This window comes from Mucilaginibacter sp. BGA-UO-ETr-C110, from assembly GCF_059567985.1.
Genome location: NZ_JCAQPB010000002.1, coordinates 4,151,679 through 4,176,554 on the forward strand (window position 1 = coordinate 4,151,679; position 24,876 = coordinate 4,176,554).

Annotated in this window: 21 protein-coding genes; 16 read left to right on the plus strand and 5 right to left on the minus strand. The window is 41.5% G+C overall.

The window, feature by feature from the left end; translation table 11 throughout:
- The first annotated feature begins 48 nt into the window (after nucleotides 1-48).
- Complete coding sequence (locus AC57BQ_RS17845; protein WP_496407561.1) at nucleotides 49-1,350, plus strand: EndoS/ChiA family endoglycosidase; 1,302 nt, start codon at nucleotides 49-51, stop codon at nucleotides 1,348-1,350.
- Between the two features lie 301 nt (nucleotides 1,351-1,651).
- On the opposite strand, the gene AC57BQ_RS17850 is transcribed toward AC57BQ_RS17845, so the two are convergent.
- From AC57BQ_RS17850 to AC57BQ_RS17870, 5 genes are all read right to left on the minus strand, one after another.
- Nucleotides 1,652-2,842: a phosphoglycerate kinase gene (locus AC57BQ_RS17850; RefSeq protein WP_496407562.1), complete on the minus strand. Its 1,191-nt coding sequence runs from the start codon at nucleotides 2,840-2,842 to the stop codon at nucleotides 1,652-1,654.
- Nucleotides 2,843-2,943: 101 nt separating this feature from the next.
- A complete protein-coding gene (locus AC57BQ_RS17855; RefSeq protein WP_496407563.1) occupies nucleotides 2,944-3,378 on the minus strand; it encodes a GNAT family N-acetyltransferase in 435 nt (144 codons plus the stop codon).
- Between the two features lie 57 nt (nucleotides 3,379-3,435).
- Nucleotides 3,436-4,473, minus strand: a complete 1,038-nt coding sequence (gap, locus tag AC57BQ_RS17860) for a type I glyceraldehyde-3-phosphate dehydrogenase (RefSeq protein WP_496407564.1) — start codon at nucleotides 4,471-4,473, stop codon at nucleotides 3,436-3,438.
- Nucleotides 4,474-4,575: 102 nt separating this feature from the next.
- A complete protein-coding gene (locus AC57BQ_RS17865; RefSeq protein ID WP_496407565.1) occupies nucleotides 4,576-5,679 on the minus strand; it encodes an MraY family glycosyltransferase in 1,104 nt (367 codons plus the stop codon).
- A 102-nt stretch (nucleotides 5,680-5,781) separates the two neighbouring features.
- Nucleotides 5,782-6,519 (minus strand): glycosyltransferase family 2 protein, encoded by a 738-nt coding sequence (locus tag AC57BQ_RS17870; RefSeq protein ID WP_496407566.1) that lies wholly within the window; start codon nucleotides 6,517-6,519, stop codon nucleotides 5,782-5,784.
- Nucleotides 6,520-6,622: 103 nt separating this feature from the next.
- Between AC57BQ_RS17870 and AC57BQ_RS17875 the strand changes: the two genes are divergently transcribed.
- The 15 genes from AC57BQ_RS17875 (at nucleotide 6,623) to AC57BQ_RS17945 (ending at nucleotide 24,812) form a co-directional block, all read left to right on the plus strand.
- Nucleotides 6,623-7,414, plus strand: coding sequence for a polysaccharide biosynthesis/export family protein (locus AC57BQ_RS17875; RefSeq protein WP_496407567.1), 792 nt, complete (start codon nucleotides 6,623-6,625; stop codon nucleotides 7,412-7,414).
- A complete protein-coding gene (locus tag AC57BQ_RS17880; RefSeq protein WP_496407568.1) occupies nucleotides 7,414-9,834 on the plus strand; it encodes a polysaccharide biosynthesis tyrosine autokinase in 2,421 nt (806 codons plus the stop codon). The genes AC57BQ_RS17875 and AC57BQ_RS17880 overlap by 1 nt, the downstream gene beginning before the upstream one ends.
- Nucleotides 9,835-9,846: 12 nt before the next feature.
- Nucleotides 9,847-10,362: a UpxY family transcription antiterminator gene (locus AC57BQ_RS17885; RefSeq protein ID WP_496407569.1), complete on the plus strand. Its 516-nt coding sequence runs from the start codon at nucleotides 9,847-9,849 to the stop codon at nucleotides 10,360-10,362.
- 227 nt (nucleotides 10,363-10,589) lie between these two features.
- Nucleotides 10,590-12,377: an asparagine synthase (glutamine-hydrolyzing) gene (gene asnB / locus AC57BQ_RS17890; RefSeq protein WP_496407570.1), complete on the plus strand. Its 1,788-nt coding sequence runs from the start codon at nucleotides 10,590-10,592 to the stop codon at nucleotides 12,375-12,377.
- Nucleotides 12,370-13,491 (plus strand): glycosyltransferase family 4 protein, encoded by a 1,122-nt coding sequence (locus tag AC57BQ_RS17895; RefSeq protein ID WP_496407571.1) that lies wholly within the window; start codon nucleotides 12,370-12,372, stop codon nucleotides 13,489-13,491. The genes asnB and AC57BQ_RS17895 overlap by 8 nt, the downstream gene beginning before the upstream one ends.
- Before the next feature lie 2 nt (nucleotides 13,492-13,493).
- The gene (locus AC57BQ_RS17900; protein WP_496407572.1) at nucleotides 13,494-14,351 is read left to right on the plus strand and encodes an ABC transporter permease; all 858 of its coding nucleotides are present in this window, start codon (nucleotides 13,494-13,496) and stop codon (nucleotides 14,349-14,351) included.
- Nucleotides 14,352-15,644 (plus strand): ABC transporter ATP-binding protein, encoded by a 1,293-nt coding sequence (locus AC57BQ_RS17905; protein ID WP_496407573.1) that lies wholly within the window; start codon nucleotides 14,352-14,354, stop codon nucleotides 15,642-15,644. It abuts the gene before it with no gap.
- 21 nt (nucleotides 15,645-15,665) lie between these two features.
- On the plus strand, nucleotides 15,666-16,508 hold the full coding sequence (locus AC57BQ_RS17910; RefSeq protein ID WP_496407574.1) for a hypothetical protein: 843 nt from the start codon (nucleotides 15,666-15,668) through the stop codon (nucleotides 16,506-16,508).
- Nucleotides 16,509-16,529: 21 nt separating this feature from the next.
- The gene (locus AC57BQ_RS17915) at nucleotides 16,530-17,597 is read left to right on the plus strand and encodes an acyltransferase family protein (RefSeq protein WP_496407575.1); all 1,068 of its coding nucleotides are present in this window, start codon (nucleotides 16,530-16,532) and stop codon (nucleotides 17,595-17,597) included.
- A 7-nt stretch (nucleotides 17,598-17,604) separates the two neighbouring features.
- A complete protein-coding gene (locus AC57BQ_RS17920; RefSeq protein ID WP_496407576.1) occupies nucleotides 17,605-19,182 on the plus strand; it encodes a hypothetical protein in 1,578 nt (525 codons plus the stop codon).
- Nucleotides 19,169-20,092: a glycosyltransferase family 2 protein gene (locus AC57BQ_RS17925; protein WP_496407577.1), complete on the plus strand. Its 924-nt coding sequence runs from the start codon at nucleotides 19,169-19,171 to the stop codon at nucleotides 20,090-20,092. Before AC57BQ_RS17920 ends, AC57BQ_RS17925 begins: the two co-directional genes overlap by 14 nt.
- A gap of 112 nt (nucleotides 20,093-20,204) precedes the next feature.
- Nucleotides 20,205-21,593, plus strand: coding sequence for an MBOAT family O-acyltransferase (locus AC57BQ_RS17930; protein WP_496407578.1), 1,389 nt, complete (start codon nucleotides 20,205-20,207; stop codon nucleotides 21,591-21,593).
- On the plus strand, nucleotides 21,593-22,669 hold the full coding sequence (locus AC57BQ_RS17935) for an SGNH/GDSL hydrolase family protein (RefSeq protein ID WP_496407579.1): 1,077 nt from the start codon (nucleotides 21,593-21,595) through the stop codon (nucleotides 22,667-22,669). Before AC57BQ_RS17930 ends, AC57BQ_RS17935 begins: the two co-directional genes overlap by 1 nt.
- Before the next feature lie 17 nt (nucleotides 22,670-22,686).
- Nucleotides 22,687-23,901 carry a glycosyltransferase family 4 protein gene (locus tag AC57BQ_RS17940; protein WP_496407580.1) on the plus strand — a complete coding sequence of 405 codons (1,215 nt, stop codon included), beginning with the start codon at nucleotides 22,687-22,689 and terminating at the stop codon, nucleotides 23,899-23,901.
- Nucleotides 23,901-24,812 carry a glycosyltransferase gene (locus AC57BQ_RS17945; protein ID WP_496407581.1) on the plus strand — a complete coding sequence of 304 codons (912 nt, stop codon included), beginning with the start codon at nucleotides 23,901-23,903 and terminating at the stop codon, nucleotides 24,810-24,812. The genes AC57BQ_RS17940 and AC57BQ_RS17945 overlap by 1 nt, the downstream gene beginning before the upstream one ends.
- Nucleotides 24,813-24,876 lie beyond the last annotated feature (64 nt).

The following is a 24,876-nucleotide window of genomic DNA, read 5'->3' on the forward strand; positions in this document are numbered from 1 at the left end:
TTTAAAAAAAACAAATCAATAAATTATAAACCTTTAAAAACCCCCATTATGAAAAAAAATCTGTTCTCTTTTAAAGCCGGCCTCTTTATGCTTGGCTTATCGGCCCTGGCCTACACCCAATCCTGCAAAAAGGATAGTGGAAACGCTGCTTCAAAATTACAGGCAGCCGGTGCTTCCAAAAACAATCTGACAACCCTATCTACGGCTTCAGACAGCGCTTTGGCCGCCTACAAAAAAACAAAGCACGAAATTACCGCGGGCTTTTACCGTGTACAAGGCCCTTGTTATGGAGCCGGTGTGAATGGTTCTAATTTTTCGCTGGTACCGGATAGCCTTGATGTACTCATCCTTTTCTGTTTCGACAAAGCCTCTCCTATTGCCAGCAGTGTACCGGCATGGGTAAGCGCGCTACACGCCAAAGGCACCAAAGTTATCATCACCGGCAACCTGGATATTCCTTCGGGCGTACCGCATACCACCGCAGGATATCAGACCACAGCCAAACTGATCATGGATAGCGTGGTTAATAAATATGGTTTAGATGGTTATGATATTGATGTGGAAAGCAATCCATCGGGTACAACTTTAACTGATATGACCGGGGTTTACACGGCACTTTCGGCTTACCTGGGTCCAAAATCAGGTACCGGCAAACTGCTTACTTTTGATACCAATCAAACCGGTACTAACAGTCTTTTCAGGAACGTATATACCATGATTGATTATGTTTGGTTACAGGCTTATGGCCGTGGTACATCCGGAATGCAAAGCACCTGGAATACCTTCTCTTCTTACATCACTTCGGATAAATTTGTACCCGGATTTTCATTTTATGAAGAAAACGGTTACCCCAGCAATTACTGGGATGATGTTACTTATCCGGAAAACGGCACAGGCCGTGCTTATGACTATGCCCGCTGGGAGCCAACATCAGGCAAAAAAGGCGGCGTATTTGGCTATGCTATTGATCGCGATGCACCGCTTACCTCTATGCATGATAATACCCTTCGCGTTCCGGATTACAAAGTGACCAAGGACCTGATCAAGATCATGAACCCAACCGGTGGCGGCGGTACTACTACAGGCGTAGTTTTTTATCAAAACTCCAACTATGCCGGCACGGCTACCCAAAAAATAGCCAAGGGTAATTACACCTTAGCTCAGTTACAGGCCAAAGGCTTTGTGAACGATTGGGCTTCTTCAGCACAAATACCTTCCGGCTGGACGGTGACCATGTATTCAAATGACAATTTTAGCGGTACATCATGGACGTTGACAGCTAATAACAGTTGGTTTGGCGCCCTTTCGCCAAGTGCCAATGATGTGGTGTCGTCGGTTAAGATTCAATAATTGAATTTTAACCGACGTGTCGACTCACCCCGACATCGCTACGCTCGTCACCCCTCTCTCCGCCTGCGGCGGAAAGAGGGGATTTAAAACAAAATAAAAATCAGGTCATTGCGAGCGCAGCGTGGCAATCGCGAACTATACAAAGCAGCCCTGTATAGTATGCGATTGCCACGTCGTTCCTCCTCGCAATGACATAGAAAAGGAACACGTAGATCTGGTGAGTCATCTGTACGAGGTGCTTACCAACAAAAAAGCCCTCCGGAAAACCGGAGGGCTTTTTTGCTTTGCGTATAATATTCCCTTAGTCATTAATAGCTTTTACGCCTGGTAACTCTTTACCTTCCATGTATTCCAGTAAAGCGCCACCGCCGGTTGATACATAGCTAACTTCATGAGTCAGATTAAATTTAGCAACAGCAGCTGCTGAGTCGCCACCACCAATTAGCGAGAAAGCGCCGTTTTCGGTTGCTTTTACTACCGCTTCGGCAATAGCTTTAGTGCCTACTAAAAATGATTCCATTTCAAAAACACCCATCGGGCCATTCCATAAAATGGTTTTTGATTCTTCAACCACTTTGCTGAATATAGCAACGGTTTCAGGACCGATATCCAGGCCCATCCAGTTGTCGGGAATTTCGCCGGTTTTAGCAACGCCGGTTTTGGCATCGTTAGCAAAAGCATCAGCAATAACGTTATCAACCGGTAGGTAAAGTTTCACGCCTTTGTCTTTAGCTTTTTGTTTCAGGCTGATGGCCAGGTCAAGCTTATCGGCTTCAACCAGTGATGTACCAATATTGCCGCCATCTGCTTTAGCAAAGGTATAAGCCATACCACCACCAATGATCAGGTTATCAACCTTATCCAGCAATTTTTCGATCAGCTCAATTTTATCAGAAACTTTAGAGCCGCCCATAATAGCAGTGAAAGGTTTAGCAGCGCCATTCAGGATCTTTTCGGCATTGTTTAACTCGGCAGCCATCAGATAGCCAAAATATTTGGCATCTGGGAAAAACTGCGCGATAACCGCTGTAGAAGCATGTGCGCGGTGAGCGGTACCAAAGGCATCGTTCACGTAGATATCCCCTAGTTTGGAAAGCTTTTCGGCAAAAGCCACATCGCCTTTTTCTTCTTCTTTATAAAAACGCAGGTTCTCTAATAAAAGCACCTCGCCTTTTCCTAATTTTTGTGATTTTTCAAGAGCGTCGGCGCCAATGCAGTCATCAGCAAATTGTACCTGCTGACCCAGCAGATCAGATAAATGTGCAACAACATGTTTTAATGAATCCTTTTCATTCGGACCATCTTTTGGTCGGCCCAGGTGCGACATCAGGATAACCTTACCGCCATCTTTTAAAATCTTTTTTATAGTTGGCAAAGCAGCCGTCATCCGGTTATCATCAGTAATGTTGTTATCCTTATCCAAAGGCACATTAAAATCAACCCTGATCAGGGCTCTTTTGCCTGCAAAACTTATTTGATCTACTGTTTTCATATTAATTATATGGGTCATTTACTGTAAGGCGCGCAAATTCAACATTTTATTCTTAATTCTTAACGAAAAAGTAAAAAAGGTGTTTGAAAATGGCCCAAACTTCATGCTATTTTAACATACATCACGTAATGTGGCCCAATTCCGGGTACTTCAAACTCCGGCGAAATGATCTCGAAACCGGCATTGTGATAAAAAGCGACCGCTTTTTTGCGCGCGTTGCACCAAACGTAATTGGCTTTTTGTCCGCGAAGATAAACCAGGGCAAAATTAACCAGTAGGTTTCCCAGTCCTTTACCCCTATATTTTTCGATAGTAGCCATACCCCGCAGCTGATAGGCCTTGCCCGGAAAACCTTCATAATTTTGGGGATGGAACGACGCTATACAAGCCAGTTCATCGCCTTGATAATAGCCTAAATGAAATGCACCCTCTATTTTATCAGTGGGGAAAATACATTCATCTAAAGTGAGTTTCCCTTCGCGGAGTACTTCATTGCGGATGGGCAATAACTCTTCTACAGTTATAAATTTGATCATAGTTTTTTATTAGAGTCAGGAATCAAGAGTTAAGAATCAAGAAAAAGCATTCGTTTATCAGTGATTACTTCCCACTCTTGACTCTTGATTCTTAACTCTTGGTTCTAACGCAGCTATTTCCTCCACCAGGTCAGCCAAACGGCTGCTGTAGCCCATTTCGTTATCATACCAGCCAACCACTTTCACCAGTCCCCCTACAATAGAGGTCAGCTGCGCGTCAAAAATACAGCTGTGCGGGTTATCCAATATATCGGTTGATACGATGGGATCTTCGGTATATTCCAGTACATTTTTCATAGGGCCATCGGCAGCCTGTTTAAATGCCAGGTTAATTTCGGGTATGGTGGGTTGCTTTTTTAGGCTGCAGGTAAAATCGGTTAATGAACCATTGAGTACCGGCACACGGATACCGGCGCCACCCAGGCGGCCTTCCAGATGCGGAAATATGGCGGTAATAGCTTTTGCTGCACCTGTAGTGGTAGGTATGATAGAAGCCGAAGCCGCCCTTGCCCGGCGCAGGTCTTTATGCGGCGCGTCATGCAGGCTTTGGTCGCCGGTCATAGAGTGAACGGTGGTGATATAGCCGTCAATAATTCCCCAGTTCTCATCCAATATCTTCACCATGGCAGCCACATTATTAGTGGTACAAGAGGCGTTGGATAATACGGGTGAATGCAGGTCGACCAGGCCATCATTCACACCTAATACAACAGTTGGTACATTTTTATCAGTTGATGGGGCCGAGATGATCACCTGTTTGGCACCAGCGGTCAAATGCAATTCGGCACCCTGCCTGGAAGTGAATTTCCCGGTTGATTCTATCACCAGGTCGATATCCAGTGTACCCCAGGGCAATGCCTGTGGGTCGCGCTCGGCAAATACTTTTATCTGGTTGCCATTGATGTAAAGATTACTGCCATCATGATCAACCGTGCCTTTAAATCCACGGTGAACCGAATCATATTTAAATAAATGAGCAAGCGTTTGTGTATCCGTGAGGTCATTTATAGCAACCACCTCAATACCGGGTTTAGCTAAAATATTTCTTAAAAAAATGCGGCCTATCCGGCCAAATCCATTTATAGCGATCTTCATCTTCTGTTTTTTAAAAACAGCCAAAGTTAATGAAGATGTGCGGGAAATTACGATATCTGAAATTTAGCGTCGTGAATACTACGCCAGCATTACAAAACAGCTTTAAACAAATAAATTTCGTAAAGCTACCTGTTCGCGTTCTTTGGAGCGGATGCAAAAAGTGACCATCCAGTTAAAAATGATAGGGATCAGCAGGATCACTGAAATCAGAAAAGTATTGCTCAGGTCGCTGAAAAACAATACAAAACCAATGGCGCCCAGGTTAATGCCAGCCAGGCAAAGGGTAGCCTGTAAATGGTTGAGTCCCAGCTTCAGCATCCGGTGGTGCATGTGGTTCCGGTCGGCATCAAATGGCGATACCCCTTTTAATATTCTTAATGTAAACACCCGCAGGGTATCAAAAACAGGTCCTATCAATATAGCTACCGTAAGCGCGGGCGCGGTAAACAAATGTGGTACTCCTGCTACGCTGATCTTACTGATCTCGGTATACTTAATGGCCATCACTGCCGATACCAAACCGATCAGTAAAGCGCCTGTATCGCCCATGAATATCTTGGCCGGGGTAATATTATACCGTAAAAATCCGGCTACTGCCCCTACCATAGCCAGGCAAATAGCTGCCAGCTCATACTGTCTGATCGACAGGAACATCACAGCAAGCGTGCCGTTAACGATCAACCCAGTGGTAGCAGCCAGGCCATCTATACCGTCTATCAGGTTAAAGGAATTGATGATCAGCATGATCAGCAGGATGGAGAAGATAGCACTGGGCACATAAGGCAGATTAAAAATACCCCATATACCATACATACTGGTGATCCGGATATCGCCCAGCAAAACCAGTATGGCGGCTACAATAAACTGGATCAGGAATTTGGTACTGGAGTTTACCCCCGAAAGATCATCCTTTAAGCCCATGGCAAATAAAATGATACAGGCTATCAGCAAATAACTGATGGGCAGGGCTTTGTCTATAATACTGAATAGCAGCGTGGTGATAATAAAGCTCACAAATATGGCCACACCACCCAAACGCGGTATGCCATGGTCATGCTGTTTGCGGAAATGACCCACATCGTCATATAAATGACGGGCACGGGCCACATGCAAAATGGAAGGTATAGCTAACCAGGTTATAAGCGTTGATACTACAAGTATTAAAACCTGATACCCAAAGTTGTATGAATGCAAAAGTTCTATCATGTAATGTTTTTATAATGTTAGCGGGGGCTATCTCATAAAAACAGTTATGTAATTATTTACACTCCTTATACGAGTATGGAAAATTTTAGGTTTAACCTGAGGTTAAATAAATTGAATTATTTTTCGAAGGGGCTTTAGCACCAGGGCCAGGGCCGGAAACCAGAGTTTATTCTGACGCATGGCCAGCAGATCAAATTGCCAGGCCCTGATCCTGTTCTTTAAATTTTTGCTGCTTATGCCGCCGGCAAGCATGTTAACCATTACCTTTTTCAGATGATAACTTTTAATCTGGTGCCGGTACATCAGCCGGAGCATCAGCTCGTAATCAGCTGCCGACCCATGATCAAGACTGTAAAAGCCAAACTGGTCAAATAAACCACGCCTGCAATAAAAGGTAGGATGCGGTGGCATGAACCCCAGCTTAAAAGAATTACGGCTGCATTTACCGGAACGCCATTTACGGATAACGCGATGGTGCTGATCAATAATATCCAGATCGCCATACAATGCCCCGATATCTTGCTGTGCAAATATCCCGGCTACTGACTGTAAAACATGATCATCGGCAAAATGATCGTCGGCATTTAACATGCCCACTATATCGCCCGTAGCTAGCCGGATACCTTTATTCATAGCATCATATATACCCTTATCCGGTTCCGAAACTAAAACCTGGATATATTCGCGATACTCATGGATAATTTGAAGTGTGTTGTCTGTTGAACCGCCGTCAATAATAATATATTCCAGATCAGGATAGTTTTGGCTGATAACAGATTGGATACATTGCCTGATGGTATCCTGAGCATTATAAACTACTGTAACCAGGGAAAGCTTCAAAACGTACAAATGGGAAAAGAATTACCAATATATATACCCGCAAATTATGTATTTTTGAAATCAATCCCTAATTATATAGTTATTTAGCTTTCTACTCGTCCGTATGCGTATTTATACCCTTACTCTTTTATTTTTCGGGATAATTTTTGTTTTAACATCTTGTTCCAGCAAACAATACCAATCGCTTTTTGAACAAAAAGCCGGTAGTCCGGATACCAGTTCAGCGCAAAAAACCGCTGTGACCCTGGCGGCCTATCGTATACAACCCCAGGATGTACTACAGATCCGGAACCTGCAAAACGTAAAGTACATAGTTGACGAAGTTCCTGTAACCAGCAGTACTACTTCGGGTGGAGGCTCCAATACAGGTACAGGCCAAACTTTCCAGGTTGAGGATGATGGTACTGTGGCCCTGCCGGTTATTGGCCATGTGGCCGTGGTGGGGCTTACCCGCTCTGAGGCGGCAAAGCTTATAGAGGGCCTTTACCGTAAAAGCCTGCTCAAAGACCCCATCATCGAACTAAAAATAGTGAACCTGAAGGTTACATTACTGGGTGAAATAAAAGGACAGGGAAATTATCCATTAATCAAAGACAGGACCACCCTGGTTGAAATGATAGGCGCAGCAGGTGGCCTTACCGACAAGGCTAATGAAACAAATATTCATATTATACGAGGCGATCAGGTAAATCCGCAGGTAACGGTAATTAATCTCCGGGATATTCAATCCATTAATGATCCGCGTGCTATTCTTCAAAATGGAGATATTATTTATATTGCCCAAAACAAACGTGCTGTCCGGAATGATAATCTGCAGAATCTATCAGTGATCACACAGCCTATATTGCTTTTGTTGAACACAGCCTTAATTATCTTCACGCTTTCCCATCGCTAATGGAAGAAACAGAAAAAATTCAGCGAAAACTGCCTAACCAGGAGATCGACTATTTTAAGATTGCTAAAATATTGTGGAGCCGTTGGTATTGGATAGCTGCTTCTGTGGGCATAGCTGTGCTTATCTCCTATACTTACCTGTGGTATACACCTAAAACGTATTCATCATCAGGCACTTTAAAAATTGAAGAAAAAAAAACAGAGATAGCTGACCTGGTAACCGTGATGGCCGTTCCCGAACGCGGGCCTTCAAAAATACAAAGTATCACCTCTGTATTACAAAGCCGCAATCTTATCCTCAGTGCTATAAAAGACCTGGATTACCGGATAAGTTTTTATATCATGGGGCGGGTGCGTACTTCTGAGATCTATCCTTCAAAACCATTGAATATTGAACTGATCAGGTTTGATAGTTTGAATTTTTACCATGGCCAAATAGGTTTTAAACCACTAAACACGAAATCGTTTGAGCTATCATACAATATTGCCGGTAAAGAAGCTCAGAATACATTTAACTATGATACACCCGTAAATATAGGTCCTACCAGCTTCACCATAAAATATCCGGGGACACTGGGCAAAAACACCGTTTACCTGTTTAAGTTCAATATTCCCGAAGATTATGTTGATCGGGTAAAAGCTGGCTTATCAACCGGCGAAACTTCAAAGAACTCCAATATTATCGGCCTGCAGGAAGTTGACTCCAACCCTCAGTTCGCCGCCGATATTATCAATAGCATCATGAATGAGTATGTTGCTTTTGATCGTAATCAAAAGGCACAATCAGCTTCACAAATGATTGATTTTATTGACAGTCAACTGGCCTTCCTGTCAACCGAAGTTAAGGGTTCGGAAAGCTCCATTGAAAAATACAAGCAAAAATCAAAAATACTGGATGTAAGTTCAGCTTCATCCACATCGGTTGCTAAAGCTGCCGACATTGAATCAAACAAGTCGTTATTAAAAATACAGCTGATGGCCCTTGATCAGCTCAAAGACCAGATCACGCGGGAAAAAGATAATGTCAATTTAAACTTTACTACCGCGGCGTCAGACAATCACGTATTACAGGGCATGGTTGAAAAACTGGATGCCTTGATACAGGAACGCAGCGCGCTGTTAAAAACTTATAATAGCGATTCGCAACCTATCCGCGATATCAATCAGCAGGTATTGCAAATAAAACTGAATGCCCTCAATAATATCAGGGTTTTACGCTCAGGGATTGAAAAGAACATTGCTTTTTTAGATAGTCAGCTTTCGCAGGTTAATCAAACCATCATGACATTGCCCGCCGCTCAACGCGACCTGGTGAGCCTGCAACGGGATTTTGAGATCAATGATAAAGTGTATTCCTTTTTATCAGAAAAAAAACTGGAGGCCCAAATAAGCAGGGCGGGTATATTGCCGGGGGCAACCATTATTGACCCTGCTCAACCTAATTTTAACCAGGTATCGCCAGATGAGCATAATATACATCGCTCGGCTATTATTCTGGGTTTAATTATTGGCCTGGGGCTTATTATTGTTGTTCGGATCATGAATCCTTACATCTATGATAAAGAAACCATCGAAAGCCTTACCACTGTACCTATATTGGGCATCATCCGGAAATTCCCGGAGCCGATTGATGAAAATAACGGACAAATTTTAGCGCTTGTTAAACCCAAATCCATATTTGCAGAGTCAGTGCGTTCTGTACGTACCAATTTAAGTTTTCTGGCATCTGATAAACAAAACAAGGTTATTTGTATTACATCTGAAGTAGCCGGCGAAGGAAAATCATTTGTTGCCGTTAACTTATCAAGTACACTCTCATTGATCGACAAAAAAGTTATCCTGATCGGGGCCGATCTTCGCCGTTCCAGGATACATAAGATATTTAATGTGGCCAACGATGTGGGATTAAGCAATTACCTGGCACATCAAAGCGAACTGGACGATATCATCTTTCATTCCGAACAGGAAAATCTTGATTTTATAATTTCCGGGCCCGTACCACCCAACCCTTCCGAATTACTGCATAGTGAACGGATGACTAGTTTAATAGCCCAGCTAAAAACCCGGTATGATATTGTAATGATTGATACCGCGCCTATCGGCCTGGTGTCTGATGCTATCCCGCTTATCCGGATGAGTGATATCAATGTTTTTGTGATCCGATCCGGAAGGTCAAAATTTTACGCGGCTACCGTACCTCAGCGTGTAGCGCTGGAATATCAGCTTAATAATACGGTTATAGTACTGAATGCATTTGAGGAGGAACCACTGCACTCCAGGTATTACACCACCAAATTTACCGGTGATAGCTCCGGGGTGCACTATTATTATTATGCCGACTACAATGGTTATGAAGGTTCGGGGTACTATATGGATGATAACAAAACCAAATGGTGGAATATCAGAAGATGGTTTAAGTAAGCTTTTAATACAATGAACCTGCTAACAAGTGAGGCGAAAAACAAATGGTATCCGGTTTATACGCATGCACGGGCCGAAAAAAAAGCATACGAAGCACTAATCAATAAAGGAATTGTAGCTTACCTGCCGCTACACCGGCAACTTAAACAGTGGAGTGACCGTAAAAAGTGGGTCGAGGAACCCTTTATCAAATCATACGTGTTTGTTAACATCACCGAACATGCGCAGGCAGAGGTATTGATGACAAAAGGAATATCCCGCTTTTTATATTTTTCGGGCAAACCGGCCACCATGCCCGACCGCCAGATCAACGAACTGAAACTATTAATGACAAGTTCACTTGATTTGGAAATTACTGAGGAGGATCTGCAGCCCGGGGAAAAAATTATTATAAAAGCGGGACCCTTAAAAGGAATGACCGGCGAGGTAGTTATATACCGGTCGCAAAAGCAATTGATATTAAGGCTTGAAAGCATAGGATGCTCCATTATTGTGCATGTTGCAGCTTCATATATAGAGCGCTTTTAATCAGAATTATTATTTTTAACAATAAAGAAAATACGACAAATCAAGAGTCAAGAAACAAGAAAGAAAAGTGAAAAGCGGTATCCGAATATTTCTTTTTTGATGGGGTATTATTCCATATTTAGCTATTTTCTTGCTTCTTGACTCTTGGTTCTCTTAAATAACTGTAAAATAATAAGTTACAAATAAAACTGTGACTTACGGGGCGAAGCTGTGAAGATATACCAACCATGTGCAGGATAGCAGGAATAATTGATAAAAGCTTGCAGTCTGGTGAGATTCATCAAAAGGTAAAAGCCATGTGCCAGATATTACAGCATGGCGGCCCAGATGATGAGGGCTTATTTTTTGACGACAAAAACCACATCGGGTTTGGGCATCGCCGTTTATCGATCATTGACCTGAGCAGCAACGGGCACCAGCCCATGGCCGATGCCGGGCAAAAAGCCTGGATAACTTTTAACGGCGAACTTTATAATTACCTGGAGCTAAAGGCAGAATTGTTAACGCTGGGCGCACAATTCAAATCGGCGACCGATACCGAGGTGATCTTACTATCATACCTGCAATGGGGAACCGCTGCCTTTGCCAAATTCCGGGGAATGTTTGCTTTCGCGCTGTATGATCAGGTTAACCATCTTGTTTACCTGGTACGTGATAGCGCCGGTATAAAACCCATATATTATTACGCCCACCATGGGGCTTTAAGCTTTGCATCAGAAATAAGGGCTTTTACCGAGGCAAATATCGCTACGGAAAAAGATCCCAACTGGCCTGTAAGGTTTTTAGCCTTTGGCCATATCCCCGAGCCATATACTACCCTAAAAAATGTATTCAGTTTACCAAAGGGGCATTTTTTACGCTGGGATACTGCGTCATCGGCATATACCATCAACCCGTATCATGAAACGCCGGTACAGGAACAGATCACTGATGTAAATGAAGCTCGCCTGCTGATAAAAGACACGCTGATAAAAAGCGTAAACCGCCAACTGATAGCCGATGCCACTATTGGCGTTTTTTTAAGCGGGGGTATTGATTCCAGCTTGCTTACCCTGCTGGCCAACCTTAAAAAAGAGCAACAGCTTAAAACGGTATCCCTTTACTTTAATGAGCAGAATTATAACGAGCAGAACTATCAGCGCGTAATTTTAGATAAGCTCCAGGGCCAAAGCTTTTCGCACCTGGTGCAACAGCATGACTTTGATACCTTTCTGCCTCAGATTCTTGATGCCATGGATATGCCCACTACCGATGGCATCAATAGCTGGTTTATTAGTAAATATGCCCATGAAGATGGTTTAAAGGCAGTACTATCGGGCATTGGTGCCGATGAACTTTTTGGCGGCTACCCTTCCTTCGGGCGGATAAAATATTTAAAGTATCTCCGAAAAGTTAATCCATCATTATTTTCCGCTATTACTGCCTTTTTACCTAATCAGTATAAAAAACTCACCTTTTTAGCTAATGACCATCATTTGGCCGATTATCTTTTGCTAAGAGGATTCTTTTCTCCCATCGAGATCGCCAAATTTCTGGATACCGACAGTAAGCAGGTCAGGAACATACTTTTTGATACTAATCATGCCTCAAGTCTGAACAATTACGATAAGGAACACGCGTCCTGGCTCGAAACTAATTTGTATATGCAAAATCAGCTACTCAGGGATACCGATGTGATGAGTATGAATCATGGGCTGGAAGTTCGGGTGCCGTTTTTAGATGAAGACTTTACAAATACCATAAACCGTATTGCTCCATCCATCCGGTTTGACAACAATCAGCCAAAAAAACTACTGATCGATAGTTTTGGAGATCTGCTGCCACCACAAATATGGAACAGACCAAAAATGGGTTTTTCCTTTCCGCTGCAGCAATGGATGATGGCCCATCCCAAAATAAGTAACAGTCAATTTTACAAAGGAGCGGAAGCCAAAAAAATGATTCAAAAATTTAAACACAAGGGCATGCACTGGTCAAAAGCGTTTGCACTTTATCAGATACAGGCCCATGTCTAAAAAAGTACTGCTGCTTACTTTGCAAACATTTAGTACAACAGGCGGCATCCAAAAAATGACCCGTACTTTAGGCTATACCTTAAACCAGATATCTCTGGCCAATAACTGGGATTTTGAATTATGGTCGGCTTATGATCACGCCGAAGATCTGATGCAGGAGTACCTGCCGGCATCAAATTTTAAGGCATTTGGCATCAACAAATTAACCTTTGCTTTAAAGGTTATCATTAAAAAGTTCACTTCCAGGGATGTTATTATACTGAGTCATATTAACCTGGCTGTAATTGGTTTGATCATCAAGATCATGAACCCCAAATGCCAGGTTTGGTTAGTGGCCCATGGCATTGAGGTATGGAGACCGTTTTCACTCATCAAAAAACGTTTCCTGAAAAGCTGCGATAAAGTAATTTGTGTAAGCAATTATACCAGGCAACAAATGCTCGATAGGCATCATATTGATAAAGACAGTTGTATTGTACTGAATAATGCCATTGATCCTTTGATGCCATTACCCCTTACATTTTCAAAACCCGCAAATTTGCTCGATCGTTATGAGCTTAACAATTGCTACCCGATTGTATTTACCTTAACCCGCATGGCATCTACAGAAAAATACAAGGGCCATGAGCTGGTGATCGAAGCTATTGGAAAATTGAAAAATAAATATCCTGGCATCAAATATATATTGTCCGGAAAATACGATGAGCTGGAGGGTGTCAGGATCAATAAATTAATAGCCGACCATGATGTGAGCGATCAGATCATCTTAACCGGTTTTATTGAGGAAGCCGAACTCACCGATCATTTTTTACTGGCCGATCTGTTTGTTTTACCAAGTAAAAAAGAAGGCTTCGGCATTGTGTTTATCGAAGCTTTGGCTTGTGGCCTACCCGTTATTTGTGGTAATGCCGATGGAAGTATTGATGCTATACGTAATGGCGAGTTAGGCCGATCCGTTAACACAGACGATGTTACAGAATTGTATAACTGCATTAACGAATCATTAGCGCAACCACTAACAACCATTGACCGGGAGCAATTACAAAGACACAGTTTACATTACTTTAATCAAATTGATTATGCGCATAAACTGCAGCAATTATTAACTGAATAAGCATGTTGGAAAACGAAGACTGGGATATTAAAATAACCGCGCAAAACAACATTTTCGACTTAAAGCTTAAAGATGTATGGCAATATCGCGATCTGTTGTTGTTATTGGTAAGGCGCGATTTTGTTTCATTTTATAAACAGACCATCCTGGGACCCATCTGGTTTTTTATACAACCGGTTATTACTATTGTGTTTTATACGCTGGTTTTTGGTAATCTGGCTGGTATACCGGTTGATGGTCTGCCAAAACCCTTGTTCTATTTGGCGGGAACCATAATATGGAATTATTTTGCCGAATGCCTTACCAAAACATCTACCGTGTTCAGGGATAACGCGGCCTTATTAGGGAAAGTTTATTTCCCCCGGTTAATCATGCCCCTGAGCATTGTATTATCCAACCTGATCAGGTTTGGGGTACAGTTTTTACTCTTTATGATCCTTTATGTGGTCTATCTGTTTAAAGGGACCGTTATTGTTCCGAATGCTTTCTTATTACTATTACCATTACTCATTATCATGATAGCGGCTCTAGGTTTAGGGCTTGGGATGATCATATCAGCAGTAACTACCAAATACCGCGATCTGGCCTTTATTGTATCATTCGGGGTGCCTTTATTAATGTACACCACTACGGTAATTTTTCCGCTGTCAGTAGCCGAAGCCAAATACCCGGCTTATAGCTGGCTGGTAAAATTCAACCCGATAACGGCTATCATTGAAACTTTCAGATATGGCTTTTTAGGCCGCGGGAGTTTTAGCTGGGAACTGATGGGCTATAGCCTGGTAACTACTATTATCATTCTGCTGCTGGGTACTATTATATTTAACAGGGTTGAAAAAACGTTTGTCGATACCGTATAAATGAGCACCGTAATTAAAGTTGAAAATCTGTCGAAAGCCTACCAACTGGGCGATTTTGGTACCGGCACCATCTCCCGCGACCTGGAACGTTACTGGGCCAGGTTACTCGGTAAAGAAGACCCCTTTTTAAAAATTGGTGAAACCAATGATCGCACAACCAAAGGTGAAAGTGATGTAGTTTGGAGCTTACGCGATATTAATTTTGATATTGAACAAGGTGATGCCGTAGGCATTATTGGTCGTAACGGCGCGGGCAAAAGCACCTTACTTAAAATATTAAGCCGGGTTACTTCGCCCACCACCGGCTCGGTCAAAGTAAAAGGCCGTATAGCCAGTTTACTCGAGGTAGGTACCGGCTTTCACCCGGAATTAACCGGTAAGGAAAATATTTTTTTAAACGGCGCTATCCTGGGGATGCGCAAGGCCGAGATCAAACGAAAATTTGATGAGATCGTAGATTTTTCGGGCGTTGAGCGTTACATAGATACACCGGTAAAACGATATTCATCGGGCATGTACGTGCGCCTGGCATTTGCGGTAGCTGCCCACCTGGAATCGGAAATATTGATCGTAGACGAAGTATTAGCCGTGGGAGATGCCGAGTTTCAGAAAAAATGCCTGGGCAAAATGGGCGATATAAGCAAAAGCGAGGGTAGAACCGTTTTGTTTGTAAGTCATAATTTACAATCGGTAAGGGCAATTTGCAATTCAGGCATCGTTTTGAAAAATGGGCTGATTAATTTTAGCTCAGACAAAATCAATGAAGTACTTGACAACTACGCCAATACCGAACATGAGCAAAACACATTAAGCTGGGTACACGATGCTGCTAATAAAAAACGTTCAGACTATTTATTTATCCATTCGGTATTTATAAGCCAGTCAGCTGCCCCAACTACTTCTGTTGTAAACAGGGAAGATGATATCACCTTTAACTTAAATGTTACCATCAACACCAAAGACCCCCGGTTAGAGATCGCCATCATTATAAAAGATTCGGGTGGCAATACTGTTTTTATAACACAGTCAACCGATGATATACAAGAAAACTGGCCCGCTATAAAAATTGGGGATAATCACTTATCGGTTGTAGTCCCCAAAAATACATTGAACCACGGCGAATTTATTTTAGTTGTGGAAGCTTATTTGTACAGAACCGAAGTACTTTACTCAGAATCTGGTAACGCTCCGCGCATACGTTTCAAAGTAGATGGCAACCTGAGCAATTCTACCTACTGGACCCAGGCACGCCATGGTTCTTACGCGCCAATATTGTCTTGGAAATCTAAATGATCATACATTTAACATCCCATTATGGATTTGCTGCAACTCAATAAGTTTGGCAACTTACATAACAACCAAAATATTTTCTTTTGTAAAACTGATTTCCTGAAAACGGAATTTAAGGTTATTCAAAAGCTTAAAAATGAAGTGATCCTGATCTCGGGCAATAGCGATATTAATATCGATCCCAGCTTTATTTCGTTGATGCCAGATAACATTACTACCTGGTATTGTCAAAACAATCTTGTATACCACGATAAATTAAGATCCATACCTATCGGTTTAGAAAACACATTTCCTAACAAAAGAAAAGGACATGGCGTAGCATGGCAACACGCCAAACAAAAACTAAAATTGCTAAGTGAGGTTACAGCTAAAGCAGAACAGCAAGGCATATCAAAACTTTTGTACGCCAATTTCAATATCCAAACCAATATTAAACACCGCTCCTTAATAAAGGAAATTTGTACCAGGACTGAATTTATTACCCTTGACGAGCCAGATCTGGATTATGCTACCTTCATCGATAGGATTTTAGCGCATGAAGCAACCATTTGCCCAGCCGGGAATGGTATAGATACGCACAGGATATATGAAGTATTATACTGCAACAGGGTCCCGGTAATTATTAAAAGCGGCGACTATCCAATCTATACCGACATTTACGATCATCTTCCGATGGTTATTCTACAGGATGCAAACGAGTTAGCCGATATCGAAAAACTGCAGGATCTGATCAATAAGGCAAAAGAAAAAGTTGTAAGACTGGAATTGCTCGATTTTCAGTACTGGCAAAAGCTAATTTCTGCTGAGGCAAAGGATATCGCAATTCACAAAACCGGCTTTTTTGAAAAACTTTTTAATAAACAATAGCCGACCACTGGTCATTACCAATTGGAAATAAAAACTATCCCCCCGGTACTTAACCAACCTTATTATCCAACTTTAAACGGACTCCGTGGGGTAGCCATTTTAATCGTGGTAATTGGTCACTTAACCATCGGCACCCCATTTGGCAATTATTTCAAGGGGAATGCTGGCGTGGGCATATTTTATGTACTAAGCGGGTTTTTGATCACCACCTTATTGCACAAGGAGAATATTTTAAATGGCAGGGTTTCGTTTAAAAATTTTTACATCAGGAGAGCGCTGCGGATCTTGCCCGTATCTTATTTATTCCTGATCGTATTGCTTATTTTAAACGTTCTTCTAAAGCTTTCCATTTCAAACGTTTCATTCCTCACTTCTTTTCTTTATTTACGAAACCTGCCTATACATACCAATAACGCTGATTGGTATAACGGACATTTTTATACCTTGGCTGTTGAGGAGCAATTCTATCTGATTTTTCCGGTGATCATAGTTTTCTGTTTCAAGCACTATATAAAAATTGTATGCCTGATTATCTTCTCGATCAAGGTGCTGGGCTTTTTGGTTTATAATAATGTAGGCTGGTTTTTCTCTGTTAAAATTATTCACAACCTGTCGCTCCTGGTCGTTCTTTTATTCGGGAATGATACGATATCTATATTAATAGGCACCATACTTTCAACCTTGATTTTTAAGGGAATACTGCCTACAGATAAAGTAAAAAGCGGTTTCCTTTTTACCCTTGTCCTTTTTGTTGCTGCCATTATTTTCAGAAACAGTCAGCTCATCGAAAATGAGTTTATCACCACATTGATCTTTAGTTTGCTGATAGCGGCTGTAATATATTTGTGCTTTGACGAAAGCACTTTATTGTCAAAAATCTTAAAAAACAAGGTCTTGATGCAAATCGGGACCTTATCATACAGTATTTATATATGGCAGCAATTGTTTACCCAATACCAACCCTGGGGGCATTATTTCCGATATGCTGATTCGGCATGGTTTAATGTGCCTGTTCTGTTTATAGTTTCTTATTTATCATACTACTTGTTTGAAAGCCGCTTTTTAAAGCTCAAGAAAAAATTCAACTGATACCCCCTTGATCATCCAACGAGCAATAGTCTCCACAGACGCCAACCCACTCTATTATGATTTTTGGCCATTAACTGCAAAAGCATGGGCTAATTTTAAAATAACACCCACTGTAGCCGTTATAGGAAATCTTAATCTTAATTATGAGCATGGCCTGGTGATCAAGGTACCGTTTATTGATAATGTACCTTCGGGGTTTATAGCCCAGGTTATCCGCTTTATTATACCTTGTCTGTTTCCGGATGAAGTATCTGTTATAGGCGACATCGACATGATCCCCTTAGATAAAACATACTTTACTCAACAAGTGTCGCAGTATGATGATGATAGCATTATCATTTTTTCAGCCGATGCTTATAAGGATCAGGTTAGGTACCCGATGTGTTATATAGTCGCTAAAGGGAAGTATTTTCAAGAAATTATAGGCCTCAAAGATACCAGTTGGCCAACCATAAAGGAGTTTATAGAATCCCTGTATGCCTTAGGTTTGAACTGGGAGACCGACGAACTGTTTTTCGCGAAACAATTACATGCATCACCATTGCTAAAAAAAACCATCTTTTTAAAAAGAGGTGGATGGGCTCCCTATGCCAGAAAAAGGATAGACAGGGGTAGGTGGCAGTATTCCAAATTAGGATTATTTAATAACAAATATATTGATGCCCACAGCGTAAGACCTTTAACCCCCAATTTGGCTAAACTAAAAAACCTTATCGCGTTTGTTGAAGCAGGCTCTGATCATAAAGCTTTCTTTATCCAATCCTTGAAAAAACCAATTAAGGCAGCTTATCTCAGCATTAAACATTTAAAGCAGCTTCTTTTTGATAAAGACCTATACCAGGTTTTAAAAACAATCCCGGCAAAAGCCATAAAAACTAAAACCATTGCCTTTACACTTTACGGCAACGAAGCAAGGTATATTGAAAACCTGGATCAAACCCTGGCTTCGTACAATGAATGGTTACCTGATTGGCAATGCCGCTTATATGTGGGTAGTGATGTAAATGAAAAAACGATCCAACTGCTCCTGGATAAACAGTGTGAGGTGATTATCATGAAAAGGGGTGGGATTGATGCCCGGTATATGAACTGGCGTTTTTTAGCCATGGAAGACAAAAGCAAGGACGCCGTTATTATTAGGGATGTTGATTCCTTTTGCACTTACCGGGAAAAATTAATGATCGATGAATGGTTAAGATCAGATCAAAAATTCCATATCATCCGGGATCACGTAAACCATACCGGCAGAATTATGGGCGGCATTTGGGGCATAAAAAAGGGATTGATAGACATCGACATCAAAAAAGAAACCAAAAAACTGTTGATGACAAACCAATATGGAATGGATATGGCTTTTTTAAACAAGATCATATATCCGTTGGTTAAGCATGATACCATGGTACATGATAGCTTTCCGAGATTTCCTGACGAAGACCCTATAGTTGTGCCTGTGGATATAAATGCCGGCTTTATTGGTGAAATAAATACCGACCTGACCTTAAGAGATAGGGACAGGGCATTTTTAAATCATTTTGATCAAAGATGCTTCTCTCTTGAAAACAAAACGATAAATGCGTCTGCCTGACCTGCTTCAATACCGTACCGAATTAGAGAAAAGTGGAGCATCGTTTCCATTACAAACGGTGCCGTTTACGAAACAGGGCCTATTAAATATTTTACCCAAACCGGAAACGGATCAAATAGGCTGGCCCTGGACCGAGGAAGTTCCACCTGCTCAATATGATGAAAAGACACTATGGCCAAAACTCACCATTGTTACGCCATCCTTTAATCAGGGTCACTTCTTAGAAGAAACCATCCGGTCAGTACTCTTGCAAAACTATCCTAACCTGGAATATATAGTAATTGATGGGGGCAGCACAGATAACAGTCGTACTATATTGGAAAAATATTCGCCCTGGATAAGTCATTGGCAAAGCAAAAAAGATAAGGGGCAATCAAACGCTATCAACTTAGGTTTCAGCCTGGCGGGTGGTAGCTACTACGCCTGGATAAACAGTGATGATTATTATCTTAAAAATGTATTTCAGCTGGTTATTGACACATTTTTAAAATCCCAAACAGATTTTGTTTACGGGTCTGCCTTTAATAAAAAGAACAATGAGCTGGAATTGGTGACCGTGCCACCACTATATGATTACTTTATAAAGATCCCCTCTTTATCACAACCAGCTTGCTTTTGGAGCGTAGGCATTCACCAACCCGTTTGGGAAGAGATGTATTGCGCGCTTGATTATGAGCTGTGGCTAAGACTGGTGAGGGGTAATAAACGCAAACGGATCAGGCAGCCGCTGGCCGTTGCTAATGTTCATGATGATGCCAAGACCCATGATGTGGCCATCAAAAATAAATGGCATGAAGATCATCTAAAAATGTGGTCGGCCGAAGGGCATGGATCAGTACCCGAATGGAAACGAATAGTTTTCCTGAACCGCATCAGGCTAAAATTATATAAATTATTGAAGATCATTTAATTGGAGTATCAAGTAGCTAGTATCAAGTATCAGGACTTTAAATGCGTTGTCTTTATATTATATAATAAGAGTGTCGTGATACTTGATACTAGCTACTTGATACTAACATCAAATGTTATTTAACTCCCTTCTGTTCCTGATCTTTTTCCTGGTAGTAACCAGCGCGTATTACCTGCTCACGCCAAAGTTACGCTGGATATGGCTTTTACTGGCCAGCTGTTACTTTTACATGTATTTTAAACCGGTATATATTTTAATTATACTGTTTACCATTGTAGTTGATTACATAGCAGGTTTATTAATTGAAAAGGCACAGGGGAGGAATAAAAAGTTTTTTTTACTGGCGAGCATAGTAGCTAACGTAGGCGTACTGGCTGTATTTAAATATTTCGACTTTTTCGCTTATAACTTCAATTTCCTGAGTCATAGTTTTAGCGGTCCGCAGATACCCTTGCTTCATATTTTGTTACCCATTGGCTTGTCCTTTCATACCTTTCAGGCCATGAGCTATACCATTGAGGTTTACCGGGGAAATCAAAAGGCCGAGAAGCATTTTGGTATTTACGCGCTATACGTGCTTTTTTATCCGCAGATGGTTGCCGGGCCAATCGAAAGACCGCAACATATTTTACCACAGCTCCACCGCGTAAACAAATTTAATACCACAGGCTTTATCACCGGCATATTTTTAATAACGATAGGATTGTTTAAAAAGATGGTGATCGCCGATCGTTTGGGCTTGTTTGTTGACCCGGTATTTAACAACCCGCACGGTCATTCGGCATTTGATCTGTTGGTGGCCGTTTACTTTTTCGCGTTCCAGATCTATTGTGATTTTAGCGGATACTCAGATATTGCCGTGGGCGCTGCCTTAACTTTAGGCATTGAACTGATGCGGAACTTTAACATGCCTTATCTCGCCAAAAACATCGCGGAGTTTTGGCAGCGCTGGCATATCTCCTTATCTACCTGGTTTCGCGACTATGTTTACATTCCGCTTGGTGGTAGCCGGGTAACTTTTACAGTCACCTGCATCAATATACTCATTGTATTCATCATCAGCGGCTTGTGGCATGGCGCCAACTGGAAATACCTGGTATGGGGCCTGGTGCATGGCCTGCTGCTTATTGGCTATCAGCTATTAAAAAAACTAAAAATTAATATAAAAGGGTTTAGCTATCTCAAATGGATACTCACCTTTAACCTGGTTTGCCTGGCGTGGATATTTTTCAGGGCCAATACAGTTACCGAAGGTTTTTTTATTTTGAATAAGATCTTCACTTTAACCTCCCTACATTATACCGCCGCGCATATTATGCCATGGAACGAGCTCTTCTATTGCCTATTCATTATCCTGGCCCTGTTAGCAGGTGAGTGGTACCTACAGCGTAAAGCAGTGTGGTCAAACCGGAGTATGTTGTTTACAACGGCGATCTTATTTGTTGCCTGTTATTTCCTGGGTATATTTAATGAGGGCCAGTTCATATATTTTCAGTTCTAATGAAGAAGATCACTGGCATATTGGTATTGGCTTGTAGTACACTCGTACTATTGGCAGCCATGAACCAGTCGTTCATCAACCGCATTAAACAGGATAGATATTTTGATCATTTAAATAATGCCCAAACTTCCAGATCATTATACCAACGCATCTTTGTAAGATCGGACCGCTGGGCATATGGCGATCTTTACGGTTTATGCTATTTACCCCAATACCGGTTTAAGCTGGAGCCTTTTAAAAAATATAATCCCAGGAACAGCGGAAATCCTCAAAATCGGATCCTTTATATTATTGGCGATAGTTTCCTGGCTGATAAAACTTTGGCCGGAGCATTTGATGGTTTCGATAACGTGATCTTCTTAGACAGGAGATTCCCCTTCGATCCTATCCAATTAGATAGTACCCAGCAAAACGTCCTGATCATGGAATTTGCGGAGCGTAACCTTAACGGCTATAATATTGACAAAAGCAATGTAGTAAAAGCAAATCCTCCTGCGCCGCCTTCTTTGATGAACAGATTCGGAAACATCATTTTTAACAAAGAGCTGAGCCGTAACCTGGAACTATTACTATTTGACGATAAGTTATTTACGCCGATAAAAGAATTAAAAGCTTCGCTCAACTACAATTTATTTGGCCGGGTAGCAAAAGAAGTTGCAGTGAGTACCGACAAAAAAAGGTTATTATTAAACCTCACAGTTGATACTAATGATATCCATTCGGCATTCAGATATAAAACCACCCAACAAATTGATACGATAACAGCAAACCTTAAAGAAGCTCAAAATTACTACGAGGCTATCGGGTTTAAAAAAGTGTTCTTAAGTATTGTCCCTAACCCGGTATCTATCTACGATGAAAACCGGAAGCCCTATAATCATCTACTGGAACGAATTGAGCAACAAACCGACCTGCCCCTCATCAGCATCTATAAAACATTTAAGACTGATAAACATAATCTATACTTTTTAAGCGACGCACATTGGAACCCTTTAGGCTTTGATACCTGGGTAAGACAAGTAAATAAAACTTTAAAAAGTGACGTTAAAAAAATCAATAATTCAGTAAATCAATAATTCAATAATTACTTGGGATGACCATCGGTTTAGTTACACCTTATTACCCCGATAAGCAAACTTTTAACAGTGGTATAGCTAATCATTTTTCCATTCTGGCTAATGCCCTGGTGCAGCAGGGTCATCGTGTGGTTGTTTTGCATGTAAGGCCTTCTTATGGAGATAACGATAACATCCGGAACCAACAGGTTAGCCCTCTAATAACAGTATTAACCTATCCCATAACATTACCGGCTTATTTCCATAAGTTTTTCAAAAACAAATGGGCTGTACTCGATTTTCTGCTCAAGCTACGGTGCATGCTGACCACCTTTAAAAATCTGAATAGCATCATCAAAGAATATCAGCTTGATGTTATTGAAACAACCAATTATTATTCGCTGTGCTATTTTAATTTTTTAAAAGGAAAACCTCAAATACCTGTTGTTGTAAGGGTAAGCACAACCTTCTTGCAAATAATGGAGGAGTACTATCCATTTAAGTCGCGGCTTCAAAAAAAGCTGGGGCGAATGGAAATAGCGATGTTAAAAAAAAGCAATCACCTGGTTACCCATACCCACCACCATGCAGCTGAAATGGAACGGTTGTATGGTATTAGTGCCGGCAAATTTCATATTATTCCACATGGCATCCCACTACCTGTTTTGTCGCCGTCTCCGATTAAAAATAGTGATCAGATCGAAATATTATTTGTAGGCCGTTTTGAATACAGAAAAGGCATTGACTTATTGTTAGCAGCCATACCTCAGGTACTGAACAAACATAAAAATCTTCTTTTTAAACTGATTGGCACCGATAGCGATCATTTCTACGAAAAAACCTTCCGTGATCAGCATCCGGTTGATATTACAGACAAGGTAATGTTTTGCGGTTCAGTTGATCAAGAGAGTGCAGGCAGGGCATATGCTGGCTGCGATATTTTTGTAGCCCCCTCGCGATATGAATCGTTCGGGTTGATATATATTGAAGCAATGAGTTATGGCAAACCTGTTATCGGGCTAAAGGCAGGTGGAGCATTGGATATTATCAAAGATGGCTACAATGGTTTATTAGCCGAACCTGAGGATGTATTAAGCCTTGTTCATCAACTCTTCCTACTCATAGAAAACGCTGCTCTTAGAAAAGAGTTAGGCACGAATGCCCGAAAAACAGTGGAGGATAAGTTTTCAGACGAGCAACTGGCATCTAATTCCATAGCCTACTACCAGGAGGTGATCAACAAACTAATTTGATGGAAATCTCGGTTATTATTTGCACTTATAATCCCAATTTAAAAAGGCTTGATCAAACACTTTCATCCTTGCGACAGCAATCATTGGATGCTTTGTCGTGGGAGCTCATCATGGTAGATAATAATTCGTCCAACGGATTTGATGCCCATCTTGATCTTAGTTCTTTTCCAAATTCCAGGATCGTTAAAGAGCAGCAGCAAGGCCTTACCTATGCCCGGCTTAAAGGTTTTAATGAGGCTAAAGGAGAGATTATTATTATGGTTGATGATGACAATATCCTTCAAAGCGATTATCTGGAAACAACCTTAAATATATTTAAAGATCATCCTCACATAGGTTCGGCAGGGGGTAAGTCGCTGCCGGAATTTGAAAGCGAGGCACCAGCCTGGCTAACTGAATTTTACGGCAACCTGGCCTTGCGAGACCTGGGCGATGATATCATCATTATCAAATGGGAAAACACTTATCCCAACGCCGCACCCATAGGCGCGGGTATGGCCATCAAAAAAATTGCGCTGCAATCATACATCGATGCCATATCTTCTGATAAAAGTATCATAACCGACCGGACCGATACTTCCTTAACATCAGGCGGAGATAATGAGATCAACATCCAGATTTCAAGATCGGGCTGGGAGATCGGATATTTTCCAGAGCTGGTACTTCGGCATATTATCCCAAAAGAAAGGATGCAGGTTAAATACCTGGCCAGGCTGCTCCGGGATACCAACAGATCATGGGTGCAATTGCTGGAAAAATACCATATCAACCCATGGAAAAATATCAGTAAACAAACGCTGTTACTCCGAAAAATAAAAGCGTACCTCAGTTACAAAGCCTGGAAAAACGAGGTTCATTTTATTAAATGGCAGGGAGCCTGTGGCATGCTGGAAGGAAGGGTAAAACCATAATGTTACAGCAAATTATTAATGTACTCTACCGGCATCCCCTATCCCAGCTAAAAAGATATCGGCG